The 23,950-nt window shown below is 67.3% G+C and carries 24 protein-coding genes; 19 read left to right on the top strand and 5 right to left on the bottom strand.

Features of this window, described 5'->3' with window-relative positions; genetic code table 11:
- Nucleotides 1-169: 169 nt before the first annotated feature.
- The 4 genes from ACFK0J_RS21785 to ACFK0J_RS21770 are packed head-to-tail and all read left to right on the top strand — an operon-like array spanning nucleotide 170 to nucleotide 3,091.
- Nucleotides 170-970 (top strand): SDR family NAD(P)-dependent oxidoreductase, encoded by an 801-nt coding sequence (locus tag ACFK0J_RS21785; RefSeq protein ID WP_378730058.1) that lies wholly within the window; start codon nucleotides 170-172, stop codon nucleotides 968-970.
- A complete protein-coding gene (locus ACFK0J_RS21780; protein WP_378730056.1) occupies nucleotides 967-1,707 on the top strand; it encodes an SDR family NAD(P)-dependent oxidoreductase in 741 nt (246 codons plus the stop codon). The genes ACFK0J_RS21785 and ACFK0J_RS21780 overlap by 4 nt, the downstream gene beginning before the upstream one ends.
- A 23-nt stretch (nucleotides 1,708-1,730) precedes the next feature.
- Nucleotides 1,731-2,639 carry an ACP S-malonyltransferase gene (locus tag ACFK0J_RS21775; RefSeq protein ID WP_378730054.1) on the top strand — a complete coding sequence of 303 codons (909 nt, stop codon included), beginning with the start codon at nucleotides 1,731-1,733 and terminating at the stop codon, nucleotides 2,637-2,639.
- A gap of 2 nt (nucleotides 2,640-2,641) precedes the next feature.
- The gene (locus tag ACFK0J_RS21770; RefSeq protein ID WP_378730052.1) at nucleotides 2,642-3,091 is read left to right on the top strand and encodes an acyl-CoA thioesterase; all 450 of its coding nucleotides are present in this window, start codon (nucleotides 2,642-2,644) and stop codon (nucleotides 3,089-3,091) included.
- On the opposite strand, the gene ACFK0J_RS21765 is transcribed toward ACFK0J_RS21770, so the two are convergent.
- From ACFK0J_RS21765 to ACFK0J_RS21755, 3 genes are read right to left on the bottom strand one after another with little or no spacing between them, the layout of a single operon-like run.
- Entirely contained in the window at nucleotides 3,060-3,842 is a 783-nt protein-coding gene (locus ACFK0J_RS21765) for a MaoC family dehydratase (protein ID WP_378730050.1), read from the bottom strand. The genes ACFK0J_RS21770 and ACFK0J_RS21765 overlap by 32 nt on opposite strands.
- Nucleotides 3,839-5,005, bottom strand: a complete 1,167-nt coding sequence (locus ACFK0J_RS21760) for an FAD-dependent oxidoreductase (protein ID WP_378730048.1) — start codon at nucleotides 5,003-5,005, stop codon at nucleotides 3,839-3,841. Before ACFK0J_RS21760 ends, ACFK0J_RS21765 begins: the two co-directional genes overlap by 4 nt.
- A 22-nt stretch (nucleotides 5,006-5,027) precedes the next feature.
- Nucleotides 5,028-6,314, bottom strand: a complete 1,287-nt coding sequence (locus ACFK0J_RS21755; RefSeq protein ID WP_378730046.1) for a DegT/DnrJ/EryC1/StrS family aminotransferase — start codon at nucleotides 6,312-6,314, stop codon at nucleotides 5,028-5,030.
- 251 nt (nucleotides 6,315-6,565) lie between these two features.
- On the opposite strand from ACFK0J_RS21755, the gene ACFK0J_RS21750 reads away from it, so the two are divergent.
- The 4 genes from ACFK0J_RS21750 to ACFK0J_RS21735 all read left to right on the top strand — a co-directional run bounded on the left by ACFK0J_RS21750 (nucleotide 6,566) and on the right by ACFK0J_RS21735 (nucleotide 10,789).
- Nucleotides 6,566-6,802, top strand: coding sequence for an acyl carrier protein (locus ACFK0J_RS21750; protein ID WP_378730044.1), 237 nt, complete (start codon nucleotides 6,566-6,568; stop codon nucleotides 6,800-6,802).
- Between the two features lie 3 nt (nucleotides 6,803-6,805).
- Nucleotides 6,806-8,452, top strand: a complete 1,647-nt coding sequence (locus tag ACFK0J_RS21745) for an AMP-binding protein (protein ID WP_378730042.1) — start codon at nucleotides 6,806-6,808, stop codon at nucleotides 8,450-8,452.
- Between the two features lie 17 nt (nucleotides 8,453-8,469).
- A complete protein-coding gene (locus ACFK0J_RS21740; protein WP_378730040.1) occupies nucleotides 8,470-9,657 on the top strand; it encodes a beta-ketoacyl-[acyl-carrier-protein] synthase family protein in 1,188 nt (395 codons plus the stop codon).
- A gap of 187 nt (nucleotides 9,658-9,844) precedes the next feature.
- The gene (locus tag ACFK0J_RS21735) at nucleotides 9,845-10,789 is read left to right on the top strand and encodes a beta-ketoacyl synthase N-terminal-like domain-containing protein (protein WP_378730038.1); all 945 of its coding nucleotides are present in this window, start codon (nucleotides 9,845-9,847) and stop codon (nucleotides 10,787-10,789) included.
- A 45-nt stretch (nucleotides 10,790-10,834) separates the two neighbouring features.
- Here ACFK0J_RS21735 and ACFK0J_RS21730 read toward each other — a convergent pair whose 3' ends face one another.
- On the bottom strand, nucleotides 10,835-11,839 hold the full coding sequence (locus ACFK0J_RS21730) for a serine hydrolase domain-containing protein (RefSeq protein WP_378730036.1): 1,005 nt from the start codon (nucleotides 11,837-11,839) through the stop codon (nucleotides 10,835-10,837).
- 244 nt (nucleotides 11,840-12,083) lie between these two features.
- On the opposite strand from ACFK0J_RS21730, the gene ACFK0J_RS21725 reads away from it, so the two are divergent.
- From ACFK0J_RS21725 to ACFK0J_RS21680, 10 genes are all read left to right on the top strand, one after another.
- Nucleotides 12,084-12,332, top strand: coding sequence for a hypothetical protein (locus tag ACFK0J_RS21725; protein ID WP_378730034.1), 249 nt, complete (start codon nucleotides 12,084-12,086; stop codon nucleotides 12,330-12,332).
- A gap of 124 nt (nucleotides 12,333-12,456) precedes the next feature.
- Nucleotides 12,457-12,720: a hypothetical protein gene (locus ACFK0J_RS21720; protein WP_378730032.1), complete on the top strand. Its 264-nt coding sequence runs from the start codon at nucleotides 12,457-12,459 to the stop codon at nucleotides 12,718-12,720.
- 21 nt (nucleotides 12,721-12,741) lie between these two features.
- On the top strand, nucleotides 12,742-13,083 hold the full coding sequence (locus ACFK0J_RS21715; protein WP_378742955.1) for a cytochrome P450: 342 nt from the start codon (nucleotides 12,742-12,744) through the stop codon (nucleotides 13,081-13,083).
- Nucleotides 13,084-13,171: 88 nt separating this feature from the next.
- Nucleotides 13,172-14,035 (top strand): class I SAM-dependent methyltransferase, encoded by an 864-nt coding sequence (locus tag ACFK0J_RS21710; protein ID WP_378730030.1) that lies wholly within the window; start codon nucleotides 13,172-13,174, stop codon nucleotides 14,033-14,035.
- A 227-nt stretch (nucleotides 14,036-14,262) separates the two neighbouring features.
- Complete coding sequence (locus ACFK0J_RS21705) at nucleotides 14,263-15,147, top strand: ParB/RepB/Spo0J family partition protein (RefSeq protein WP_378730028.1); 885 nt, start codon at nucleotides 14,263-14,265, stop codon at nucleotides 15,145-15,147.
- A 102-nt stretch (nucleotides 15,148-15,249) separates the two neighbouring features.
- Nucleotides 15,250-16,404: an acyl-CoA dehydrogenase family protein gene (locus ACFK0J_RS21700; protein ID WP_378730026.1), complete on the top strand. Its 1,155-nt coding sequence runs from the start codon at nucleotides 15,250-15,252 to the stop codon at nucleotides 16,402-16,404.
- A 6-nt stretch (nucleotides 16,405-16,410) separates the two neighbouring features.
- Nucleotides 16,411-17,409, top strand: coding sequence for an SDR family oxidoreductase (locus ACFK0J_RS21695; RefSeq protein ID WP_378730024.1), 999 nt, complete (start codon nucleotides 16,411-16,413; stop codon nucleotides 17,407-17,409).
- An 11-nt stretch (nucleotides 17,410-17,420) separates the two neighbouring features.
- Nucleotides 17,421-18,686: an aspartate aminotransferase family protein gene (locus ACFK0J_RS21690; RefSeq protein ID WP_378730022.1), complete on the top strand. Its 1,266-nt coding sequence runs from the start codon at nucleotides 17,421-17,423 to the stop codon at nucleotides 18,684-18,686.
- A 26-nt stretch (nucleotides 18,687-18,712) separates the two neighbouring features.
- A complete protein-coding gene (locus ACFK0J_RS21685; RefSeq protein WP_378730020.1) occupies nucleotides 18,713-19,201 on the top strand; it encodes a type II toxin-antitoxin system RatA family toxin in 489 nt (162 codons plus the stop codon).
- Between the two features lie 43 nt (nucleotides 19,202-19,244).
- On the top strand, nucleotides 19,245-20,924 hold the full coding sequence (locus tag ACFK0J_RS21680; protein ID WP_378730018.1) for an AMP-binding protein: 1,680 nt from the start codon (nucleotides 19,245-19,247) through the stop codon (nucleotides 20,922-20,924).
- A gap of 9 nt (nucleotides 20,925-20,933) precedes the next feature.
- Here the strand turns inward: ACFK0J_RS21680 and ACFK0J_RS21675 are convergent, their stop codons facing one another.
- Entirely contained in the window at nucleotides 20,934-21,494 is a 561-nt protein-coding gene (locus ACFK0J_RS21675) for a chorismate--pyruvate lyase family protein (protein WP_378730016.1), read from the bottom strand.
- Between the two features lie 320 nt (nucleotides 21,495-21,814).
- Between ACFK0J_RS21675 and ACFK0J_RS21670 the strand changes: the two genes are divergently transcribed.
- Nucleotides 21,815-23,896 carry a LuxR C-terminal-related transcriptional regulator gene (locus tag ACFK0J_RS21670; RefSeq protein ID WP_378730014.1) on the top strand — a complete coding sequence of 694 codons (2,082 nt, stop codon included), beginning with the start codon at nucleotides 21,815-21,817 and terminating at the stop codon, nucleotides 23,894-23,896.
- The last annotated feature ends 54 nt before the right edge of the window (nucleotides 23,897-23,950 follow it).

Raw genomic sequence — 23,950 nt, 5'->3', positions numbered from 1 at the left:
ATCCACCTCGGTCACGGCAGGGTGACGAGGTGGATATTTCGCTGAAATCATACCGGTGGCAAGCCCGTTGGTATTAATACCACGAGCCATTCGGTGCAGTGACATTCGAGATCCAGGCGGTTACCGTGTAATGCGAAGGCATTTCTCGTCGTATCGGATAAGGAAACCGATGTCGCCCGAAATAGCACCGCTGGACGGAAAACTCGCCCTCGTCACCGGTGGCGCCCGTGGCACCGGCCGCGCCATTGTCGAAGAAATCGCGCGATTGGGCGCGCGCGTCATCGTCAACTACTGCCATTCCGAGGAAGACGCCGAGCGTACCCGTGCCGAGCTCGGCGGCGCGGTGGTGGCGACGGTTCGGGCCTCGGTGGCCCGCGAAGATTCGGTCGCCCGTCTCTTCCGCAGCATCGAAGAACGCTGGGGAACATTGGATATTCTCGTCAACAATGCGGCCTCAGGTGCGTTCGGCGCACTGGGCGAGCTGTCCGGTAAGGATTGGGCGCGGGCGATCGATACGAATCTGCTCGGCACGCTGCGCTGCTCGCAGCACGCGGCGGCGCTGATGCGCGACCGCGGCGGCGTGATCTGCAATGTTTCCTCGACCGGCTCGACCTATCCGGTCCCCGGTTACGCGGCGGTGGGTGTCACCAAGGCGGCGGTGGAATCGCTGACCCGCTATTTGTCCTATGAATACCGGGACGACAACATTAGGGTGAACTGTGCGTCGGCGGGGCCGCTGGAGAGCAGGCCATTGCGTCAGCTATTGCCGGATCCCGTTGCGGCACAGCGCGTCGCCGAGCAGACCCCCGCGCGGCGGCTGGGCGTGCCCGCCGAACTCGCCGCCGTGGTCGGGTTCCTGGTATCCCCGGCAGCGGGCTGGATGTGGGGACAGACCGTGATCGCGGACGGCGGCCTGTCACTGACCTCCTGGCCGAGCGCGGCTGTCGCCGAGTACGCGGTGCGGTCATGACGTCGGCGGCGCGCGACCGGGTCGCGCTGGTTACCGGCGCGTCCGGGCTGCTGGGCGGCCGCGTCGCCGATCGCCTGCTGGCCATGGGGATTCCGACGGCACTGCACTACTCGACGAACCCGCAGCGCCCGCACGAGGTGACCGCGCAGAACGCGGGGCTGGCCATGCCGGTAAAAGCCGACTTGGCCGACAGCGCGGCGGTGGAGACGATGGTCGCCGATGTCCGCGAGCGGTTCGGACCGATCACCGACCTCGTGCACTGTGCGGCGGTCACCGACGACGGACTACTCATCGAGCAGGACGAACAGCGCTGGCGGTCGGTCATCGAGGTCAATTTGCTCGGCACCTATCGGCTGGTGCGCGGCATTGTTCCGATGATGATGCGCAAGCGGGCCGGGCGCGTCGTGGTCGTCTCGTCACCGTCGGCGCTGCACGGAATTGCGGGCCAGTCCTCTTACGCGGCCTCGAAAGCCGGTGTGCTCGGCCTCATCCGAGCCCTGGCGGTCGAGTATGCCGCGCGCAATATCACTATCAACGCGGTCTGCCCCGGATTCATGGACAGCGCGCTGACCTCGGCGACACCGGAACCGGCCAGGGAGCGGATTCTGGCGAGGACTCCGCTCGGTAAGGAGCCCGTCGACCCGGATCACGTGGTGGACGGAATCTTTTTCCTGCTCGCGAACCCCATGGTGACCGGTCAGAATCTGGTCATCGACGGCGGATACACGATCTCGTAACCCGGTGGACCTGGAGGATCACCATGACCGGATTTGCGCTGGCCTTCCCCGGACAGGGCGTCAAACCCGCGGATCTGCGACGAGACTTGGCGGATCTACGGTCGGAGCCCTTGATCTCCGTGGTGCTCGAAAGCCTGCATCGGACCGACGTCGCCGACCTCGATCTCACCGACACCCGGGTCGTGCAGCCCACGATGCTGGCGCTGGGGCTCATCCGGGCCAGGGCGATCGCGCCGTCGCTCGCGAACGTGCCACTGGTGGCCGGGCACAGTTTCGGCGAAATCACCGCACTGGCCTTCGCGGGTGCGGTGTCGGAGGATGACGCGATTCGGCTTGCCCGCACGCGCGGCGAGCTGTGCCAGCGAACGAGCGCGGAACGGCCGGGTGCGATGGTTGCCGTGATGGGGCTGGACGCGACCGAGGTCGAATGGATGCGGCGCCGGATCTCGTTCACCCGGCCGACCGCACACCTGGAGGTCGCGGCGATCAATGGACCGAAACAGATTGTGTTGTCCGGTGATCCGGACGCGGTGCGCCAAGTGGCCGAGGACGCGGCGGCGGTCGACGCCGAGGCGCAGGTCCTCCCGATCGGTGGCGCGTTCCACTGTCAGCACATGGCCGGTGCGCTGCCGGAATGGACCGCAGCCCTGGACGCGATCGAGATTCGGCCGCCGAACTGCACGTTCGTCTCCTCGACCGAGGCGCGGCCGTTGACCACCGCGCGGGGTGTCCGGCGCGCCCTCGCCAGGGCACTGGTGCTGCCGGTGCGGTGGGTCGAAACCCTGTCGGTGGCGCGCGAACTCGGTGTGCGCCGGATGGTCGACGCCGGACCGGGGCAGGTGCTGCACAAACTCGGTAAGCGCTTGGGAGGACTGGATTTCGTCGAATACCACACAGTGATCGAGCAGACCGCGACGAGCAAGGGAGCATGATCATGCATGACATCACCAGGGAGATCTTGGACATGCCGCTGCGGGTGCGGTATCACGAATGCGACCCGCAGGGCGTGGTGTTCAACGCGCATTATCTGGCCTATGCCGACATGGCCTGCCTGGAGTCGATGAAGCGGCTGTTCGGCTCCTACGACCAGGTGGCCGAGCAGGGTGTCGAGCTCGTTCTCGCCGAATCGCAGGTGCGATACCTGCAGCCGTGCCGGTTCGACGAAGAACTCACCGTGACCGTAGGTGTGGGCAAGGTCGGCCGGACCTCGCTGACCTTGATCTATCTGATGCGCCGCGCCGAGGCGACCGTGACGGTGGTGTCGAACCGGTACGTGTGGGTCGACGCCAACGATTTCCGGCCGGTGCCGCCGCCGACGAGTGTGCGCAAGGCCTTCACCGGCGACGAGATGCTCACTCCCGCAAGCGGAACCAGCACCGTTTGAGTGCGGGCCCGGCGGCGGTGTCGGCCGCGATACAGAAGGTTCGCGCGTCCCCGGTGCGCTGCACCCGATACGACACATCCGTGGGTAACACCACGGGGTGGCCGAACCGAGTGCGGATCTCCGCTAGCTGCTGATAAGGGCAGACACCGAGTTCGCGTGCCACCGACAACCCTGCCGCGAGGACGTGCAGCCCGTGCGCGATCGGGCCGGGGAAGCCCGCGTCCTCGGCGGCCGTGGCGTGCCGGTGGATCGGGTTGGCATCACGGGAGACCCGGGCGTACTCCCGAGCGGTGGCCAGATCGAAATGCCGCCGTCGCAGGCCGATGGTGTCGGTGCCCGCCACCGCGCGATGCGCTCGCCACGGCGGTAACTCGGCGGGCTCATCCGGTTGCCCGTCGATCAGCAGCGCCACATCGAACTGGGCAACCCGCGCACCGGTCGGCTCGGTGAATGACACTCGCAACGTATAGACGGCGTCCTCGCCAAGGCTGTGCACCGCGTGCACAGCACACCGGCCGATGAGTTGTTCCGTGGGGCGCACTGCCCGTGCGAAGAGCGCCGACTGTGCCAGGTGGATCACCGGACGCTGTCGGTGCGCGGTGCGGATCTCGGTCACCCTGGGCTCCCAGAGCGGCGCCGCGGCGCGCACCAGGGCCAGCGGGTGAGCCCGGCCGGACGGGTCGGCGCTGTCGACCAATTGGGTATAGCGGTGGATGTCGTCGGCGTCGAGCGTGCAGTGCGTGTTCGTCACGAGACCGAAAGGCGTTGCACATCAACGTCTGTCGTGCCGGTGCAGGCCCAGTCGGCGAGCACTCGGCCGAGGATCGGGACGAACTTGAATCCCCAGCCCGCGGCGAAGGTGGCAATTCGCGCGGTGCCCGCTCCGGGGGCGGTCACCGGTCCGAAATAGAACTGTCGCGCGGGATCTCGGGGCAGCACGGCCAAACAGGTTGTGGCGGAAACGGCACGGGCTTCGAGCATGGGCATATGAGTGCGCACCCAGTCGTGGACGCGGTCGACGTCATACGCCTTGGGGCGCAGCGTCGGCACGGTCTCCGCGGCTATCTCGTCGATCTCGAACATCGGGGCCACCCGGCAGGCATTGTCGGTGGACCACGGCCGAGGCCCGAAACCGTAGAACAGATTCGTATCGCGCTCGGTGGGCTGCTGGAACGCGAACCAGAACGGCAGCTCCACCCGGCCGTCGCTGGGTACGAACGAGAGGTTGGCCATTTCGAAGACGCGGTAGTCCATGTCGACACCGAACGGCCGGAGCAGCCGCGCGGTCGCCGGACCGGCCGCGACCACCAGCGACGAGGTGCGGTAGGTGCCCGAATCGGTGACGACGCGAACGGTGTCCGATTCCGGCTCGATCGACCGCACCGGCGCGTTGGGCGTGACATGGACTCCCGACCGGATCGAGAGCTCGTACAACGCCAGCAGAGTGGCCTTCACGTCGACGATGCCGCCGTCGGGTTGCAGGAAGCCGGCGTAGTCGGCGGGCAGGTCGCGGAAGCCGAAGCGGTCGCTGATTTCGCGTGCGGTCAACCACTCGTAGGGGATGTCGAGTTTGTCCATCACCCGTGCGGCGGAGGTGATCTGGCCTTCATTGGTGTCGACGTCGACGTCGCCGAACCACAGGCTGCCGACGCGATGCCGCAGCCTGCGTCCGGACTCGCTCTCCAGCCGGTCCCACTCGGCGGCGGTTTCCAAGGCCAGCCGTGACAGGTCTTCCTGCGAATACTGGACCCGCGAATGCCGTTCGGTACCAGCGGAACTGGCGTGGTCGTGAAACAGTGGTCCGGCCTCGAGCGCGAGCGTGGGCATGCCGCGTCGGCCCAGTTCCCGTGCGGCACTGAGCCCGACGGCACCGCCACCGACGACGATCGCGGCGTAGGTCTGGATTTCGGTCATGACAGTCGATGCTCCTTGCGGTTCACAAATGGACGGCGGCGCGGGGTCTCGTGATGAGCACGTCGGACAACGCGTTCACCAAGTGGTCGACCTGGCGGTCGGTCAGGCGCGGATGGCATGGCAGGTTGACCTGGGTGTGGAACCATTGCTGCTCGGTATTGGGGCAGTCGCCCGCTTGCGATCCGCGCATCCGCCATTCGGGGCGCAGGTGCAAGGGGAAATATCGCAACTGAACTTCGACGCCCGCGTGATCGAGCGCCTCGATGATCTCGTCGCGGTGCCGCCCCACCGATTTGTCGGCAAAGAAGGTGTAGAAGTGGTACGCGTGGCCGATATCGGGATTGTCGCTGCGCTGCACCGTGATTCCGCCCACGTCGGCGAGTACCTCGTCCAGTCGTGCGGCAATGGCGCGGCGGCGGGCCACCATGCGGTCGAGCTTGCGTAACTGAACCAGGCCGACGGCGGCGGCCACCTCGCTCATCGCGGCATTCGTGCCCGATCGGCGGATGCCGTGGCAGTCCATGGTGTAGGCGTCGCCGACATCGCGCATCCATGCCAGGCTGCGTGGCGGCGTGCTCAGCCGGTCGGTGCCGCGTTGCCGCGGGGCGAAGATCGCGTCGACCTCGTTGGAGCGTAAGCGATCCAGTCGTTGCCACCAGTCGTCGCGGTCGAAGGTGATCATCCCGCCTTCGCCGAGTGTGGTGATGTTCTTCGCCGAGTGGAAACTGAAGCAGCCGAGATCGGCAAGGCTGCCGGGGCGTTTGCCGAAATAGTCACCGCCGAGCGCATGTGCGGCGTCCTCGATGACGAGGATGTCGTTGCGGCGGGCGAGGTCTCGGATCCGCCGCATGTCGGCGGTCAGTCCGCCGTAGTGCACCAGAACGATGGCCCGGGTCTTCGCGCCGATGAGCCGTTCGACCTGCGCGGGATCGACATTGAGGGTGATCGGGTCCACGTCACAGAACTTCACCTCGACGTCGTAGTCGAGCAGCGGTTGAATCGAGGCCTGATAGGTCTGCGGCGTGGCGATGACCTCGTCCCCCGGCCGCAGGTCGAGCAGGTGAATGGCCAGCGCCAGCGCCACGGTCCCGCTGGTGACGGTGACGGCGTATCGCACACCGATATAGTCCGCGAGCGCGGCCTCGAATCGGGCGCGCCACTCGCCCTGAGTGAGGGTCGCGGCGTTGTCGAGCACCGCGGCGATCGCCTCGTGTTCGTCAGCTCCGAGTACCGATCCGATGCGGGCGTAGGGCACGGCATACTGTCGGGGAGCTGACTGCTGTCCTTCATCTACTGCGTGCGAAGCCATGAATGGATCCTCCACCCGGCGACCGAATGAGTAAATACGGCCGTTGGTTCCAAGTGGTACTAATGCTATGAGGCGATGGTATCGGTGTGATACCCCCATTCGGGCGATATCTCCAATGCTGCTCCGCTGTTACGCTCGGCTCTCAAAGGCATGTGCCGCAGGTTGTTTCACCCTGTGAGACAGGCTGTTTCGCGGTCAGGCGGGCGGGCTGGTCGCGGGGACAAGGTTACTCCGACAGCATGGGAGATGTTGTGACAACCGAGGGAATCATCGAAATTCTGACCGACATGGGCGTTGCTACCGACGATATCGATGACAGCTCATCTATGCGCGAAACACTGGGCCTCGATTCGACCGAGATGGTCGAATTGCGGCTGGAAATCAAAGAAAAGTACGGGGTGGTGCTCGATTTCGCCGCGCAGCCGGATTTCACTGTCGGTGAGCTGGCCGCACTGGTCAGCAGTGGACATACCGTCCGGGCGGAGTAGGTCGTGACGGCGGACCTGAGCAGTTCGGTCGAAGCCGCACCGGGCAGCTACCGGCGGCTGCCTCCCGACCGGATCGCGCACTACCGATCCCAGGGGTGGTGGCTGGACGGCAGGCTGGAGGAACACATCGCCCGGGTGGCCGCGCAGGCCGGTACGAAAACCGCTGTGGTCGCACCGAACCAGCGGCTGACCTACCGTCAGCTGTGGCATGCGGTGGAACGCCTGGCCGCCGAACTGGCCGACGCCGCGATCGTGCCGGGCGACCGAATCGCGGTGCAGATGAACAACTGTGCCGAACTCGCCGTCGCGTTGCTCGGCGTGCTGCGCGCGGGCGCGATCCCGGTTCCGGTCATGCCGAGCCTCGGCGTCCGGGAGACCAGCCACGTCGTGGCCACCGCCCAAGCCGCGCTGATGATCATCGCACCCGCTCGCGATGTCGGCGCGCGCCGGGCGCTACGGCGGCTCGGTGAGGTGGCCGACCGGATCGCCGCGCCGATCGCAGTCCTCGGGCTACCCGAGGCTGCCGACCGTGCCGCGCCGGTGCTGACCCCCATGACCGAGGGTCGTAGCCGGGCAATCAGCGCACCTGCGCGCGAACTCGACCACGTCGCGGTGATGCTGCTGTCCAGCGGTACCACCGGCCTGCCGAAGTTGATCCCGCGGGAGCACGGGCCGTTCGGGTACATGATCACGCGGGCAGCCGCGGCGTCCGAATTCGACGCGGACTCGGTGTATCTGGCGGTGCTGCCCGCGACCCACGGGTTCACTCTCGATTGCCCGGGCGTGCTCGGCACCCTGCTGGTCGGCGGGACCGTCGTGTTCGGTGACCATCGCAATCCGGCGGCCGCGCTCGCCATGGCGGCCGGGGAACGGGTCACCCACACCACCGTCGTGCCCGCTGTCGCGCGGCAATGGCTCACCGAAGGGGCAGGGTTGGCGCGGTGCGCTGCGACGATGCGAGTCATCCAGATCGGCGGCGCCCGGCCGTCGGAAGTGCTCATGCGGTCGCTCGAGGAGGGGTCCAGCGCGTTCGTGCAGCAGTGCTACGGGATGAGCGAGGGCCTGCTGTGCTTCACCGATCGGTCCGATCCGGACTCGGTGCGTTACCGCACTCAGGGTCGGCCCGCCTCGCCGGGCGATGAGCTGCGACTGGTGGGCGACAATGGCGAAATAGCCGCAGGCGCAGGTGAACTCTGGACCCGCGGCCCCTACACCGTGGCCGGATACTTCGACGATGCCGCGGCCGACCGGCGTGGGTTCGCCGCGGACGGTTTCTATCGCACCGGGGATGTGGCCAGCATCGCCCCGGACGGTTCGGTGACGATCCTCGGGCGGACCGGGGACGTGATCAGCCGGGGCGGGGAGAACATTTCCCCGGACGAGATCGAGGATGCGCTGCGCGGTCATCCAGAGATCGAGGATGTCGCGGTGGTCGGCCGTCCCGACGACACCTACGGCGAGCTGATCTCGGTGTTCGTCGTGACACCCGACTGGGCCGGGCCGCCGCTGGCGGCTCTGCGAGATCACCTGCGCACGCAGGGATTCGCCGAATACAAGTTGCCGGACGACGTGAAATACGTGGGGGAGATCCCGAAGATCGGCATCGGCAAGGTCGACCGCAAACGGCTGCGCGCACTGCTGGTCGAATAGCTGGAGGTGATCGAAGCATGGCTGATTCATCGCGGGTCGCAATTACCGGGCGGGGCGTGGTCTCGCCGCTCGGACCGGATCTGACGTCGTTCTGGGCTGGGCTGGTCGCCGGCGATTCCAAGCTCGAGGTGGACCCGTGGATGTGCGAATCCGGTTTCCGGAGCACGATTTCCGGCCGGATCAGCGACTTCCGGGACCGGGCCGGGGTGCCGAGGGTCACCGCGCTGGCGCTCGATGCCGCCGAGCAGTGCATGAAGGACGGGCTACCCGCCGCCATCGCGCCCGAGCGCCTAGGTGTCGTCTTCACCTCGGTCAATGGCGGCATGAGTGAGATCACCGGTGCGCAGGCGGAAGCGGGCGACCTGCGGACCGCATTGCCGGACTACACGACGGGGCTGCTGCGTGAGTTGGTCGGCGCGGGTGCGGGCGCGCTCACGCTGTCCAATGGTTGCTCCTCCGGCCTCGACGCCGTGACAGTCGGGACCGACTGGCTGCGTGCGGGGGAACCGGACGCCGTCTTGGTGGTCGGTGCCGAATCGCCCTTCAATACGCTGAGCGTCGGGATGCTCGACAACATCGGGGCGCTCGCGCGGCCGACCGCTGAGCTCGACCCGGCACAGTGCTGCCCGTTCGATCGGCGGCGCAACGGAATGGTGCTCGCCGAGGCCGCCGCGGCGGTGTTGCTGGAGCGCCTCGACCATGCCCGAGCACGTGGCTGTCGGATTTATGGTGAGATCACCGGCACGGCCAGCGGTAACAACGCCTGGCACATGAGCGACCTGCCCCCGGACGGATTCGCCCTGTCCCGAGTGATCCGGCGAGCCTTGCACGCGGCAGCCGTCGAACCTACGGCCGTCGACCTGATCTGTGCCCACGGCTCCGGCACACCGCAGAACGATCTGTTCGAAACCAATGCCGTCAAAGACGCCTTCGGCCCGCATGCCGCCCACGTGCCGATCACCGCGGGAAAGGCGGTGCACGGCCACGCCCTAGGTGCTGCCGGTCTGCTCGGTGCGCTCGCGGCACTCGGCGCGCTCGAGCACGCCACCATCCCGCCCACCGCGAATTACGCGGTGCCCGACCCGGAATGCGACCTCGACTACGTCACCACGGGCGCGCGCGCCGCCCCCGTCCGGACCGCCCTGGTTCTCGCGACCGGACTCGGCGGCGTGCATACCGCCGTGACGATCAGCGGCGCACGGTGACTGTCCGCACTGAAATCGACATATTGGGCAAGAGAGGTGGGAGATGGATCTCGGGGTGGCCGGTACGGGAATCCTCACTGGTGTCGGAACCGGAGTCGAGCAAGTATGGACTCGGCTGGCCAGCCCGGCAGCCGGCGGTGCGGAGCCGCGCCATCGGGTGTCCGCCGAGCTAGCGGTGCCACGGCGGGTGGCAAAGAAGACTGATCGCTTCGCCCACTTGGCCTTCGCGGCAGTACGCGAGGCGATGGGTGTCGCGGGCCGTCTCGATGCGGAATCCGCTGACGCGGGTGTGTGGTGGGGGACTTCGGGCGGGGGTACCGCCACCCTCGCGCGGGCATTCGAATCGGCCACGGCCGCCGGGCATGAGGCGATGAGTCCCTGGGTGGCGACCGCCTGGTTCCCCGCGTCGGCGCAAGGGTGGCTGAGCATCGAACACCAATTGCTCGGCGCGAGTCGCACATTCGCGGCCGGGCGGGTCAGCGGCGCGCTGGCTTGTCATCTGGGGGCGCTGGCCGTTCGTGCCGAGCGCAATGACTGGGCACTGGTCGGGGGAGCGGACGCGTCGCCACCGGTGGCGCAACCGAATCCCTTTCGCCCCTTCGATATCGAGCGTGCCGGACATCAGGTCGGCGAGGGTGCCGCTGCGCTGGTGCTGGAACGGCCGGGCGGCCGTGCACTGGGTTACCTGCTCAGCAGTGCGGTGGCCGCCGGTCCGTCGGCGGACCCGCAGCCGGTGGAGCGAGCCATCCGCACCGCACTGCGCGGCGCGGACCTGGCACCGGACGACATCGCTTTCGTCGTTGCCGAAGGCGCCGGAACCCGGGCGGGCGATCAAGCCGAAGCGGTCGGCATAGCGCGCGTACTCGGCCGCGAAATCCCGGTCACCTCAACGAAAGCCGCCTACGGGCATCTCTACGGCGCATCGTTTCCCGCGGAAGTCGTGCTTGCCCTCGAGTCGATGAACCGCGGCTTCCTGCCCCCGCTACAGGGAGTTCGCCGCCCCGACCGCGATGGCTGTCCGGTGAACGTGACGGTGGCAGGTTTCGACGCGGATCTGCCGTCTGCCGTCGTCCTCTCTACCGGCGACAACGGAACCACGGTTGCCGCGGTCCTGGCGCGGGATCCGCGCTGATCCACGGGTCGATCGGAATCGGCGGGTCGGTGCTGAGCGGGCGGGTCAGGTGGTTGCGCAGAGGGCGGCGTCGACGACCTTCATGACGTCGGCGATCGCTTCCGCTGTTTCGGGGACCTGGTTGACGCTCACGGTGACCGCGCGGCCATTACCGGTGACGCCGCCGCGGGTTTCGAAACCATCGATATCGCCGCCGTGGCCCCAGAACTCTTTGCCGCAAGACAGCGGACGTTGCATCAGGCCCAGCCCGTAGCTGAGCGGCGGCCCCGGAACGTCCATCGGGACAGTATGTTTCATCTCGACCAGCTGCGCGGGCGGCAGCAACTGACCGGCCAGCAGGGCCGTGAAGAACCGATTCAGATCCGCGCCGGTGCCCACCATCGCACCGGCCGCTCCGCCCGCCGAGGGGTCGAGTGCGGTGATGTCGACGCGCTTACCGTCGACGACGGCATAGCCGCTCGGATGCGGATCGCGAAGGACGGCATCGCCATCCGCCGGGTAGTAGGTGTCGCGGAGGCCCAGTGGCTCCAGGATTCTGCGGGTGATCTCGGCCCTGATCGAGCTGCCCGTTATCCGCTCGATCACCGCACCGGCCACCAAGTAATTGGTATTGCAGTAGTTCCACTTCGCGCCGGGCTGGAATTGGGCGGGCAGCGTCAAGGCTCGGCGCACGAGTTCGTCCGCTTCGTAATGGGTCAGCGGGTTCGCCATGAACTCCGGTATCAAGTCCGCATAGTCGGGCAGACCGCTGGTGTGCTGCAACAGATTGCGAATGGTGATGCGTTCGGCGTCGATGCCCTCACCACGCACGACGCCGGGCAGATAGCGCTCCACCGGTGCGTCGAGTTCCACCTTCCCCTCGGCTACCAGCTGCAACATGACTGTCGCGGTAAAAGTCTTGGTGTTGCTACCGATCCGTACTCGGGCGTGCTCCGGAAACGGCGTGCGGCGCTCGAGGTCACCTACTCCCGCGGCAGCGGTCCAGTTCCGCCCCCGGTCGGTCACCACGACCTGGGCTCCGGGCAACCCGATCTCGATCAAACGGTCCAACGCGCGAGCGACCTCCGGACGTCCCACGTCGACCGGGGCAGGCTCGGTGGTACCGGCACCTTCGGAAGTGCATGCCGCAGTCGCCAGTATGGACACCAACGCCACGCCGGTCAGTAATCGACGGAATTCCTTTGTCCGCAAGGCGGTTCCCCCTTCTGCTACGAGCGCGGCAAGCGCGCCGCGGTCCGGTAAACCACTCTAGAAGCGCTGAATCACCACTCCTATGCAGCGGCCACCTCTGTTGGTGGTAGAGCCAGCACCACTGTGGCCGGAGTCAGGAGCGTGGCCGGGCGGCCTGGACGACACCGGCGACCGCATCGCCGATGCGGGTGGCGGCTTGGTCGGGTCCGGTCTACCGGCGTCCAGCCATGCCATGATCGCCTCGATGGCGGTGGTTGTTCCGAGCTGTGCCGCCCAGTCCGCCCATGCTCGGTCGGGGATCAGTTCGGTCAAGTTGCGGCGGACGGCGATCACCATCTCCGCTCGCACCTGATCTGCCTCGGCGCGGAAATCGGGTTCCCGGGCCGCATGGTGGAACAGCAGCCGGAAACCTGCGGGGTTCGCCGCGGCCCAGCGGAGTAACTCGGTGACGGCGGGCTCGCCGAACTCGCTTTCGCTTGCGGTGGCGAGTTGTTCGGCTGCTCTGCGAACTGCTCGGCATTCCCACCGTCCAGCGCGCGCGATTCCAAGCAGCGGTCGACACGATCATGGGCTTCGATGGGCGGGAGGCCTCCGATACCGGTCTCGCCGAACTGATTTCGCTCATCCGGCAGTTGATCGGTGGCAGGCGCGCCGATCCATGCGACGACGTGCCCTCGTCGCTCTGCGCTCCGGAATACGAATTGTCCGATGACGATATCGCCCATCTGGCTTGCGGGTAGCGATCAGCGCGGGCGGTGGCGATGCTGCCCCGGTACGCGCGGGCCGACATCGAGCTCGGCGATGTCACCATCCGCGCGGGCGACCTGGTGCTGCTCGACATCACCGCGGCCAACATCGATCCGCGAGCCTTCACCGAGCCGGACCGCTTCGACGTGACGCGGGCGCCCAATCACCATCTCGCCTTTGGACACGGCCCGTGGCACTGCATCGGCGCGCCGTTGGCGCGAATGCAATTACAGGTGGTGTTCGCCGGGCTCGTCACTCGTTTTCCCACGCTGCGGCTAGCCGTCCCGGTCTCGCGAATTCCGGTCACCGCCAGCGTGCTCGACCGCGGTATCGCCGAGCTACCCGTCACCTGGTGAACGCCGTCTTCACGCCGGAGAAATACCGGTCCCGATGTGCAAGATGGACGGTGGTGGGTCGCGCGGTGGCGGTGCGAAACTCCACCCCATGGACGAGCACGAAACATTGGTTGCCCATGTTTCCGACACCGCACGATGGGCTGCGGCGTGTAGAGCGCTCGAATCCGCCCGCCGGGACCCGGTTTTCACCGACCCGCTGGCGGATCGGCTGGCCGGCGAGCGCGGGTACGCGATTGTCGCCGCCGGTCCCCGGTTCGGCCGCACCGGGTGGTGGCATTCGGTGCGCGCGAAGCTGTTCGACGAGTTGATCATGACGGCGCTGCACAGCGGTTGTGACATGGTGCTCAACCTCGGTGCCGGTTTCGACACCCGGCCGTATCGACTCGACCTACCCGCTGATCTGGTGTGGGTGGAGGCCGACCTCCCGGAATTGCTCGCCGAAAAGGAACTGCTGCTCGGCGGCGAGACGGCCCGCTGCCTGCTGACCCGGCGGCCGGTCGATCTGGCCGACCCGGACGCGCGGTCGGCGTTCCTCGATGTGGAACTGGCCGACGCGTCGAAGGCGCTGGTGCTGACCGAGGGGTTCGTGTACTTCCTGTCCGATACTGCCGTGCGAGCGTTGGCGCACGACCTGAAACGTCCGGAAATCGCCTGGTGGGGAGTCGATTTCTGGAACGCGGCGATGCACCGGATCATGGCGGCCTCGACCAACGACCTGTTGCGGTCGGCGCCGATTGTCTTCGCGCCGCGGGCGGGGATCGCGCACTTCGAGGCGATCGGCTGGACCCCGCTCGAGGTCCACTCCATCTTCGAAAGTGCCCATCGGCTCCGGCGGTTGCCACCCGCCCTGCGGCCCATTGCGTATCTTCCGCAACCGAATCCACGTAAACCCAGTACTCGGCCGCTGTCGGTGGTGGCCCGGCTGACATGCACCGACGCCAGCCGACGGTGAGGGTGTGCAACCGGGTAAATTCCGCTGTCGCACAGCACATTTCCCGACCATCGGTCGGTAATTCGGAGACCACCCGACACGAATTCAGCACGGGTGCGGCTGGATCGAGTTGATAGCATCGGCCCACCGAATTGCGACATGAAGGGATGGTCATGTCGAGGGCCGTGGAACTACTACCCCGCACGCGTGCAGGCGATTGCGTCACTGTACCGATTGCGTCGCTCGTCGTGCCGGAGCACTCGCTGCGGCGCGACGGTGAGAATTTCGACCACACCCTGCTCTTGGCCGAGACCGAAACCTCATTACCCCCGATTGTCGTGCACCGCACCACCAGGTGTGTCATCGACGGAATTCATCGGCTACGGGCGGCGATATCGCGCGGGGCGACCGTAATCGACGTGGTGTATTTCGACGGCTCCTCGGACGAGGCGTTCGTGTTCGCGGTACGGGCCAATATCGAACACGGTTTGCCGTTGTCGATCACCGATCGGCGGGCCGCCGCGGCGCGCATCCTCGCGAGTCACCCGCACTGGTCCGATCGGCTGATCGCGGGCACAACCGGACTCGCGGCGAAGACGGTCGCCGCGCTACGCGCAGGCGCGCCGCCGAATTCGCACCCGCGTCATCGACTCGGTAGCGACGGGCGGGTCCGGCCGTTGACCACCGCTACCGGACGCCTGATGGCGGCCGAGATCATCAGCACGCGGCCCAGCGCGTCGCTGCGCGAGATAGCCAAGGCGGCGGGCATCTCGCCGGGAACTGTGCGCGATGTCCGGGATCGGATGCGGCGTGGCGAGGACCCGGTGGCCAAGCGATGCGGTACCACCGGTCCCGGACAGCTGGACGTGCGGTGTCCGGAGCAGCCCGCGAACCTGGACGTCTCAGCGGTACTGCACCAACTGGGCAGAGATCCATCGTTGCGTCACAACGAGATCGGTCGCCGACTCTTGCGCTGGTTGTACCTGCACACCATCGACTCGCAGGACTGTGCGCGCGTCGTCGAATCCGTGCCTGCTCACAACGCGCGATTGATAGCCGAGCTGGCCGCGGAATGCGCCGAGCAATGGTCGAGAATTTCCGTAACGCTCCGGAATCAGAGTTCGGATCGATAGCCGAAGCGGTTTCGCACCTCGGTCGGCGTGCAAATCTGCACGCTATACGTTTACCGGTCGTCCCGGCCACCATGGTGTCGAATCGAGCGACCGGGAGTGACCATGAGATTCCTGCAAACCGAGCGCCGCGTCGTCGACGAGGTACTTCCCGGCCTCGCCAAGAATATCGATGAGATCCCCTGGGCGGAGCGGGAGAAAGCCGGAAATCCATGCCTGGGGCTGTTTCGTGACGCGGGCGGACCCGGATTGCTCATTCCGGAACAGTACGGCGGACGCGGGGTGGAACCGGTGGATGCGGTACGTGCCCACCGGGCCGTCGGCATGCTGTCGCCGTCGCTCGGCATCGCCACCACCATGCATCATTTCTCGCTGGTCCCGGTGCTCGCCGTCGCGGCCCTCGGCGACGGCGCGGAGTTGGCGTTCATCTCGGAGGTCGCGCGCAACGGACTGCTGGTGGCGTCGGGGTTCGCGGAGGGCCGCTCCGGCCAGGGCATCATGCATCCCACGCTCGTCGCGAAGCCGTGCGACGGCGGGTTCCTCGTATCGGGTCAGAAGCGTCCGTGCAGCCTGGCCACCTCGATGGACTTCCTGACCGCCAGCGCGATCATTCCCGGTCAGGATGCGGACGAACTGGCCTTCGTGCTCGTCCCGGCGGGCTGCCCCGGCGTGCTGATCGAAAAGTTCTGGCGCGCAGATGCATTGGGCGGAGCGGAAAGCGACGCGGTCGAGCTGGCCGAGGTATTCATCCCGGCCGAGCTGGTGGTGCGGGCCGGGACCGGCCCGGATTCGCCACTGGACACCGTCCAGTCCGTCGGATTCCTGTGGTTCGAGCTGCTGGTCTCGGCCAACTATCTCGGCGTGGCGAGCCGACTGGCCGAACGAGTGCTGGCGAAGACGAGTCTGTCTGCGGGTCTCCGCGTCGAACCCGCATTGGCGCTGGAGGGGGCGATGAGCGGGCTGGAGAATGTGGCGCGCCGGATCCCGCCGGTCGAGCAGTCGGCCGCGACGACTCCCGAAGTGCTGGAAGAGCTACTGGGGCAGGCGCTGGCGGCCCGCTACGCCGCGCAGGAGGTGGCGTGCCGGGTCGCCGATTCCTGCTTCGAACTGCTCGGCGGCATCGCCTTCGCGACCGAACCGGAGATCGCGCAGCGCGTTATCGCGTGTCACGCCTTGGCTTTTCATCCGCCTTCCCGGGCACGCAATGCCGAAAACCTGGTCGACTACCTGACCGGCGCCGCACCACTGCGGCTGGTTTGAGCTGTCGTGTCGCCCGCGAAACCACGACTGCTGCTCACCGGCGCCGCCGGAGTCCTCGGATCGGATCTGGTGCGGCGGCTCGCGGCCGACTATCGCCTGGTGGTGCTGGTCAACCGCACCCCAGTTGGCGCGCGCACCGCGGTTACGGTGCGCGGCAACGTATCCGAGGAACGGCTCGGGCTGTCGCGCGGCATCTATGACGATCTCGTCGGCGGCCTCGACGCCATCGTGCACGCCGCCGCGGCAACGGATTTCAGCACCGACCGCGCCACGATGTTCGAAACGAACGTCACCGGCACCGCACGAATACTCGACCTCGCCGAACGCAGCGAAGCCAAGCTGGTGCACGTCAGCACCGCCTTCGTGGAGTGCCGCGGCCACGGGGTAGCGGACGCGGTGTCGCCGGACGCCTATCTGGAGAGCAAGCTCCGTGCCGAACAGTTGATCGCCGAGCGTGGCTACCCCACCGTCGTCGCGCGCCCCTCGGTGATCGCCGGTGACTCCGAGACCGGTGCGGTGGCCCGTCTCCAGGGTCTCCATGTCACCGGGGCCGCGGTCGCGCACGGGGAACTTCCATTGATTCCGGTCGAGGCCGACGCGGTGGTCGATTTCGTGCCCACCGACGTCGTTGCCGAGGCGATCCGAATCCTATTGCGCAGCAGCGAGCGCCGGGTCTACTGGCTGACGGCCGGAAAGCACGCGGTGGCCGCGGCGGATCTGGTCCGGATCGCGGTCGCGGCGGGCGAACGGGTGCGCGGCGAGCCGGTGATCGCGCCGCGACTGATGCCGCAGGACGTGCTGCGCCGGTTGGTGTTGCCGCTGCTGACCGACGTCGGACCGGAGCATCTGCGCGCCAGGCTGAAGCAGTTCTTGGCGCACTCCTACTTGTTCGAGTCCGGGCGGATCTTTCCCAGCGACCTCGCGGCCCTCGGCCTCGCCGAGCGGGTGACCCACGCGAAGTTGCTCGCTGGTTTGGAAACCGGGATGGCGTACGTGCTGAAATGAGGTCAACCGCAATGCAATTACCCCAGATCGATACCGGCGTCGAGCTCGTCATCGACCGGTATCGGCGGCATATCAGTTCCGGATTAGCCACCGTGGCCCAGCTCTCGGGCGGCACGTTCGAGCAAGAGGCACACGGCTGCTGGGTGCTCGGCGGCGATGGTCGCCGGTATCTCGACGTCGGCGGATTCGGGGTGTTCCTGCTCGGACATTCGCACCCTGCCGTGGTGGAGGCGGTGTGCGCGCAGGTGCGCCGCCGGGCATTGGCGACCAGGATGTTGCTCGATCCCGTGCTGGCCCGAGCCGCGGAAACGGTTGCCAGGGCGGCGCCCGCGGGACTGGACTACGTCCACTTCGTCAACAGCGGTGCCGAGGCGGTCGAGACGGCCCTCAAGATCGCGCGCTTGCACGGGTGCCGCGGAATCATTTCGGCACACGGCGGATTCCACGGCAAGACCATGGGTGCGCTGAGCGTCACCTCGAACGACAAACTGCGTGAGCCGTTCCGGCCGCTGCTGCCGGAGGTGACCGCCGTGCCCTTCGGTGACGCCGCGGCACTGGCGGCGGCGCTCGAGGCCGCGCCGCAATCGTGTTGCGTCATCGTCGAACCGGTACAGGGGGAGGGCGGCGTGCGGATCCCGCCACCCGGCTATCTGACCCAGGTCCGGGACCTGTGCACGGCCAACGACGCGGTATTCGTACTCGACGAGGTACAGACCGGTCTCGGTCGGCTCGGCCGCTGGTGGGGTGCGGAATTCGATGCCGTGGTGCCGGACATTCTGCTGGTCGGGAAGGGGCTTTCCGGGGGAGTCGTGCCCGTAGCCGCAGCGATCTGTGCCGCGCCGGTCTACGCCCCGCTGAGTGCCGATCCGTTTCTGCACCCCGGTACCTTCGCCGGAAATCCGCTGGCGGCTACGGCGGCGCACACCGTGGTGCAGGTCATCGAGCGGGAGGGCATCGTCGCCGCGGCTTCGGCCTTGGGGGAGCGACTGCTCGCCCGGCTGACCGAGGTACTGATGGGCGAATGCCCCGAATTGATCACCGAGGTCAGGGGGCGGGGGTTGATGATCGGCATCGACTGCGTCTCGCCGCCCGTGGCCACCGAGTTGACGCTCGGCTTGCGGCAGCGCGCCGTGCTGACCAATCCGTCGATCAACGCGGGCACCGTGGTCCGGCTGACGCCCGCCGCGGTGATGAGTCCGGCCGACGAGGAGTTCCTTTTCCAGGCGCTGGCCGAAACCGCCGCCGACATCGCCGAGTTCGGACACCGCTACCGCTGAGCACGCACCGAGAAGGAGACAGCGCAATGGGTTACGTATCGCTGGTGGTGCAGGTTCCCGGGTGTGGCCCGGACGAGGCGTTCGCTCGCATCCGCGACTTCCAGAGCTGGATTCGCTACACCGACACGGTGAAACAGGTGACGGTGCGGCCGGTGGAATCCGGCACCGCCGAGCCGCCTCGCGACCAGGTGGTGCGGGCCCAGTCCGATTGGGAAGTGGTGTTCCGGGCGGGGTTGATGCGATGGACCGAGACCGACACGATCGACCCCGCCGCACGGACCATCCACTTCCAGCAGACGACGGGGGATTTCGCGGCCTTCGCCGGACATTGGCGGGTCGATGATGCCGACGGCGGGGCGCGCATCGAGTTCGAAGGAAAGTTCGACTTCGGTATGCCGAGCATCGGCGACTGGCTGGAGCCGGTCGCGGAAGTGACGATGCAGGACAACCTGGTGCAGATCCTCACCGGCCTGCTCGGCGAGCTGGAGCCGGTCGCGGCGCGCGATTCGGCGTGAGCAGTACCGCGCGACCAGCCGGTACGGACAACAGGTGGTGGTAATGATGAAAAACGCTGGACCAGAGTTCTTTTCCGGTCTGACACCGAGCCGGGGGTTGCCACGGCTGACGCGGTTCTCCCGATCACCGGCAACCGGGAAATATGGTGAGGCCTGGTCCGTGGCGGCCGCTCGGTTTCCGGACCAGCGAATAGTTCTGCAACGCCCGGCCGATATCGCGCCGGAAGGTGGTGTGGAGTATACGTTTTCGCGCTGGGCCGGTTTGGTCGACGAGGCGGCGGCCGCGTTGCGCGCGGCCGGTGTCCGGGCCTGGGACCGGGTCGCGATCATGAAGGCCAATCACCCCGACGTGCAGGTGATCGGCTGCGCGGCAGCCAAATTGGGTGCCATTCCATTCCAGTTGGCGTGGAACCACGGCACCGAGGTCGCCGAAACGCTGTTGCGCAGGCTGGATCGACCGTATCTGGTCACCGACCCGGGCAGGCTGGAGTTGGCCTGGCCCGGCGGGGCTCGCGCTGCGCTCGCGGCGTTGACCGAGACCACCGTGCTGATCGGCGGGCGCGGCGACGGCGTGGTGAGCTATGCGGATTTACGCGGATCCGCGCCCGCGCCGACCACATTGCGTGACTGGACCGAGCCCATGGTCGCCACCCACACCTCGGGCACCACCGGCTTCCCGAAATTCGCGCTGCACTCGGCCGAATCGATGCACGCGCTCACCCACGTCGAGACGGAGAACTGGTTCCTACAGGGCTTCCGGAGCAGTGACGTGTGGGCCTATCTGGACCCGTACTTCCATCAGCGCACCGTGACCGCCCTGCTGGCGCTGGCGACAACCGGACCGAAGTTGGTCGCGATCAGCGACATCCCGGGTCCGGGCATCGCCGAGCTGTTCGTCGCGCACAAACCGACCGTCGTCGACATGCTGCCCAACATCTACCTCGCGCTGGAGCCCATGGCTCGGGACCGGCCCGGACTGTTCGAGAACGTGCGGTTCTACATCAACTCGTTCGACGCGATACACACACGCACGATGCGCGCGTTTCTGGTGGCGTCGAAGGCGCCGATGCCATTCTGGATCCAATCGTGGAGCCAAACCGAGAACGGCGTACTCGTGTTCCGGCCGTATGTGCGGGCGATGGTGCGGCGGGTGGGCAAATACCCGCCACCGACCCAGCAACTCGGCTGGCCGCTGCCCACCGTGGCGAAGGTGCGGGCGGTGGACCCGCACACCGGGAAACAGGTGCCACATGGCCAGGTCGGCCTGATCGAGATCAACCAGCCGGGCCGCTGCCTGGACTATGTCGGCGAGTCCGACCGGCACCGGAACAAGGTCGACGGATGGTGGTGGAATACCGGCGATCTCGGGATCATTTCCCGGTGGGGTTCGGTGCGGTTGGTCGACCGGGAGATCGACCGCATCCGGGGGGCCAGCGGTATTGCCATGGAAGACGTTCTGCTGGACCGCCTCCCGGAAACCAGCGAGGTCGTCGTGCTCGCCAGGCCCAATACCCTGCCCGTGCCGGTGTATTCGACCTATGACGGTGCGGCTATCGCTCCCGATCGGTGGTCGGCGGCGGTCGCGGGACTGCCGCCGCTGGGCGAACCGATCCACCTCGACTGGGCGAAGATTCCCCGGACCGCGACCTGGAAGGTGCGTCGCGTGGAGTTGCGTCAGCAGTTGTTCGGCGAACCCGCCCTCGGTTTGGGCAACTGGACCTGATCGCGTGGATCAGCGCAGGAACCATTCGCTGATGACCAGCGCGGGCCTGGCCCCGACGATAATCCGATAGCAACGGGCGCACACCGAATCCGGTGTGCGCCCGTAGAACAGCAGTTGCCGGTGCGACTCGGCGTGCGCCGCCTGCAACGCGGCACCGATGCCCGCCGGTTCGGCCTCGAGTGCCGCCCGGAAGCCGACCGGCAGGCGGTCGACCGCGATCATCGATTCCGCGCGTGCGTAACGGATTCGCGAGCACTGCCCGACGAGTTCGGCGTGCCGGACCAGCACCCGGTCCCGGGGTCCGGCGGCGAGCCAGTCGCTGTGCTGCTCGTCCCCGGTCACCTCGTGCTGGTCAACGCAGCGTGCCTCGATCCGTTCGAGGGTGTGTGCCTCCAGCGTGCGAGTGACGGTGCCGTCGCAGACGAGAACGGCTCGGTGATAAGGACTCAACGCTGCCGCGGACACGTCGTGCCAGTCGGCCGGTCGTGCGGACTGCGCGCAGAAGTGTCGCCGCACGATCGCGTCGACGCCGGCCTCGGTCCGCAGCGCGGCACCCAGTTGCTTGGACACGGGAGTCTCCCAACGCGAGCGTCGATGTCGGCTGCCATCGGCAAGCCAACTTTCGCAATCGGGCGACCGGGACAAAACCCCTATGTGCCCCTATATTTCATGGCCCCGAGGAAATTCCGGGTACCTTGACAACCGCGCGCGCGGTGCGGTTTGCTGGGTCCGGTAGAACTAGTCGATGCGTGCCACTTATGCGGCCACTGCTCGGGTATCGGCATTCCTGCAACGCCGCAGGGCAACCCTTGGACAAATCCACATGGGACGAATTGTGGAATGCACGACGTCGACAGGGAAACAACAGAAGGCCGACCATCATGAAGTCCGTGTCCGCCGGCAGCGCACCACCCGGCCCGGTGGTCATTTTCGATGCTGACGCCATCGACCTCTACGATCCGCCGCGGACGCCGCCCGCCGTCGTCGATCGCGAGTCGTGTGCCGTAGCCGACCTCGTCGGGCAGACGCGGATCGCGGAAGTCATGGCGATCGTCGATGCCGAGGCAACGCCGGAGCTGATCGCGCGGATCCTGGATGCCGATCCTCAGCAGGTGCTGTCCGCCCTCGCGTGGATGACACAGGCCGGAGTGGTCGACGACGGGCGGATCCGCGACCCGGAGCTACGGCGGCGCCTCGGCCAGCAGATGTCGATAGACACCCGGAAACGGTTGCACGGTAGAGCGGCCGTCGCCCTGCACGAGGCGGGCGCACCCGCGACGAGCGTTGCCGGACATCTGGTCGCGGCGGGCTCGTTCGGATATCCCTGGGCGGCAACCGTATTGCGGAACGCGGCCGACGACTTGCTTGCCATGGATCAGATCGGCCGGGCCGTCGAATATCTCGAGGCGGCCTACCGTGCCACCACGGAGGCGGGCGAGCGCGCCGAGATCTCGGCCAAGTTGGTCTCCGTCGAGTGGCGGGTGAACCCATCCCCGGCGACCAGGAATTTCGCAAGACTGAACACGGCGTTGCAGACCGGGCGATTGTCCGCGTCCACGCTGCCCGCGGTCGTTCGCTATCTGTTGTGGCACGGCCGCGTCGACGAGGCGCGCGCGGTGCTGGATCTGGTGGAACGGGATCGCGCGATGTCGCGGGGCGTGCCCACCGCCGAACTCGCCTTCCTGCGGTCCTGGATCGCCTACTCCTACCCCGAGTTGCCGAAACCTCGCACCACCACCCAGCCGGCCGCCACCGTCCCCGAGGCGTCCTGCGTGCAGGTCGTCGCGGCGAACCTGCTGACCGGCGTGCTCACCGACTGCGCGGGCGAGACCACGGTCGCGGCCGCGCACCGGGTGTTGTCGCGCCACCGGCTCGATTCCTCGACCCTCGACGCGCTGACCACCGCACTGGAATGCCTGATCTATTCGGGGCAGTTGGAGATCGCCGCGGCCTGGTGCGACACGCTACTGGCCGAGGCGGCGGCCCGCTGCTCACCGACCTGGCAGTCGATCTTCGCCGGGCTGCGCTCCGAAATCGCCCTCCGGCAAGGCGATCTGGCCGCCGCGGTGCGCCTGGCCATGGCGGCGTTGAACTATGTACCCGCCGCCAACCTCGGTACCAGCATCGGGCGCGCGCTGTCGAGCTGCGTGCTGGCGCTGACCGCCGCGGGCAGATACGACGAGGCGCGCGCCCAGCTGGACCGGGAGGTGCCGCTGACGCTGTTCGACTCGCGCTTCGCGCTGCCGTATCTGCGTGCCCGCGGGCACTATTCGCTCGCGAGGGCGAAATTCGACGACGCGCTGCTCGACTTCCAGGTCTGCGGCTCGATGATGCGGCGCTGGCGGATGGACATTCCCGGGCTGTTGCCGTGGCGCAACGACGTCGCCCAGGCCTATCTGCTGGCCGGTGATCAGCGTCGGGCCCGCGCCTTCGTCAGAATGCATCTCGATCTGCTCGGCGACCCGGGCCGGCACGAAAGCGGGGCGGTCTCACTGCGTTTGCTCGCGGCCATGGAAGCCGATCCGCGCGCCGAACTGCGGTTGTTGCGCCAGGCCGAGACCATCGCGCGGTCCGGTCACGACCGCCATGAGCTCGCCATGGTGCTCGCCGACCTCGCCCGGGCGCACGAGTCCCTCGGTGACCGGGATCGAGCCCGGTCGGTGGAACAGGCGGCCCTACGCCTCGCGGGCGAGTGCGGAGCGGGCCCCGTGCGGGATCGTTTGCTCTGTGATCGGACCACCCCGTCCGAGTCGCCGAGCGAGACCACCGGTGCCCCACCCGATGTCGGATCATTGAGCGCGGCCGAGCGCAGGGTGGCCGAACTGGCCGCCGGGGGGAGCGGCAATCGCGAGATCGCGCACCGGCTCGGCATCACCACGAGCACCGTCGAGCAGCATCTGACGCGGGTGTACCGGAAGCTGCGGGTGCGCAGGCGAACCGAGTTACGCTTTCTGTTGCGCCAGCCGCTGTGATAGGGGGCGCGGTAGGGGTTATATCGATGCACCTGCGGGGGCAGGGTGGAAATC

Source organism: Nocardia brasiliensis (assembly GCF_042691675.1).
In the GTDB taxonomy this organism is placed as follows: domain Bacteria; phylum Actinomycetota; class Actinomycetes; order Mycobacteriales; family Mycobacteriaceae; genus Nocardia; species Nocardia brasiliensis_D.
The sequence above is the reverse complement of the archived record's forward strand: the minus strand, read 5'-3'. Positions and strand labels throughout refer to the sequence as shown.

Bases quoted from the DNA above. Each gene is read 5' to 3' on its own strand.
- ACFK0J_RS21775 (WP_378730054.1), top strand. From the start codon at position 1,731: ATGACCGGATTTGCGCTGGCCTTCCCCGGACAGGGCGTCAAACCCGCG.
- ACFK0J_RS21710 (WP_378730030.1), top strand. From the start codon at position 13,172: ATGGACGAGCACGAAACATTGGTTGCCCATGTTTCCGACACCGCACGA.
- ACFK0J_RS21780 (WP_378730056.1), top strand. From the start codon at position 967: ATGACGTCGGCGGCGCGCGACCGGGTCGCGCTGGTTACCGGCGCGTCC.
- ACFK0J_RS21740 (WP_378730040.1), top strand. From the start codon at position 8,470: ATGGCTGATTCATCGCGGGTCGCAATTACCGGGCGGGGCGTGGTCTCG.
- ACFK0J_RS21770 (WP_378730052.1), top strand. From the start codon at position 2,642: ATGCATGACATCACCAGGGAGATCTTGGACATGCCGCTGCGGGTGCGG.
- ACFK0J_RS21680 (WP_378730018.1), top strand. From the start codon at position 19,245: ATGATGAAAAACGCTGGACCAGAGTTCTTTTCCGGTCTGACACCGAGC.
- ACFK0J_RS21785 (WP_378730058.1), top strand. From the start codon at position 170: ATGTCGCCCGAAATAGCACCGCTGGACGGAAAACTCGCCCTCGTCACC.
- ACFK0J_RS21685 (WP_378730020.1), top strand. From the start codon at position 18,713: ATGGGTTACGTATCGCTGGTGGTGCAGGTTCCCGGGTGTGGCCCGGAC.
- ACFK0J_RS21700 (WP_378730026.1), top strand. From the start codon at position 15,250: ATGAGATTCCTGCAAACCGAGCGCCGCGTCGTCGACGAGGTACTTCCC.
- ACFK0J_RS21690 (WP_378730022.1), top strand. From the start codon at position 17,421: ATGCAATTACCCCAGATCGATACCGGCGTCGAGCTCGTCATCGACCGG.
- ACFK0J_RS21755 (WP_378730046.1), bottom strand. From the start codon at position 6,314: ATGGCTTCGCACGCAGTAGATGAAGGACAGCAGTCAGCTCCCCGACAG.
- ACFK0J_RS21715 (WP_378742955.1), top strand. From the start codon at position 12,742: ATGCTGCCCCGGTACGCGCGGGCCGACATCGAGCTCGGCGATGTCACC.
- ACFK0J_RS21760 (WP_378730048.1), bottom strand. From the start codon at position 5,005: ATGACCGAAATCCAGACCTACGCCGCGATCGTCGTCGGTGGCGGTGCC.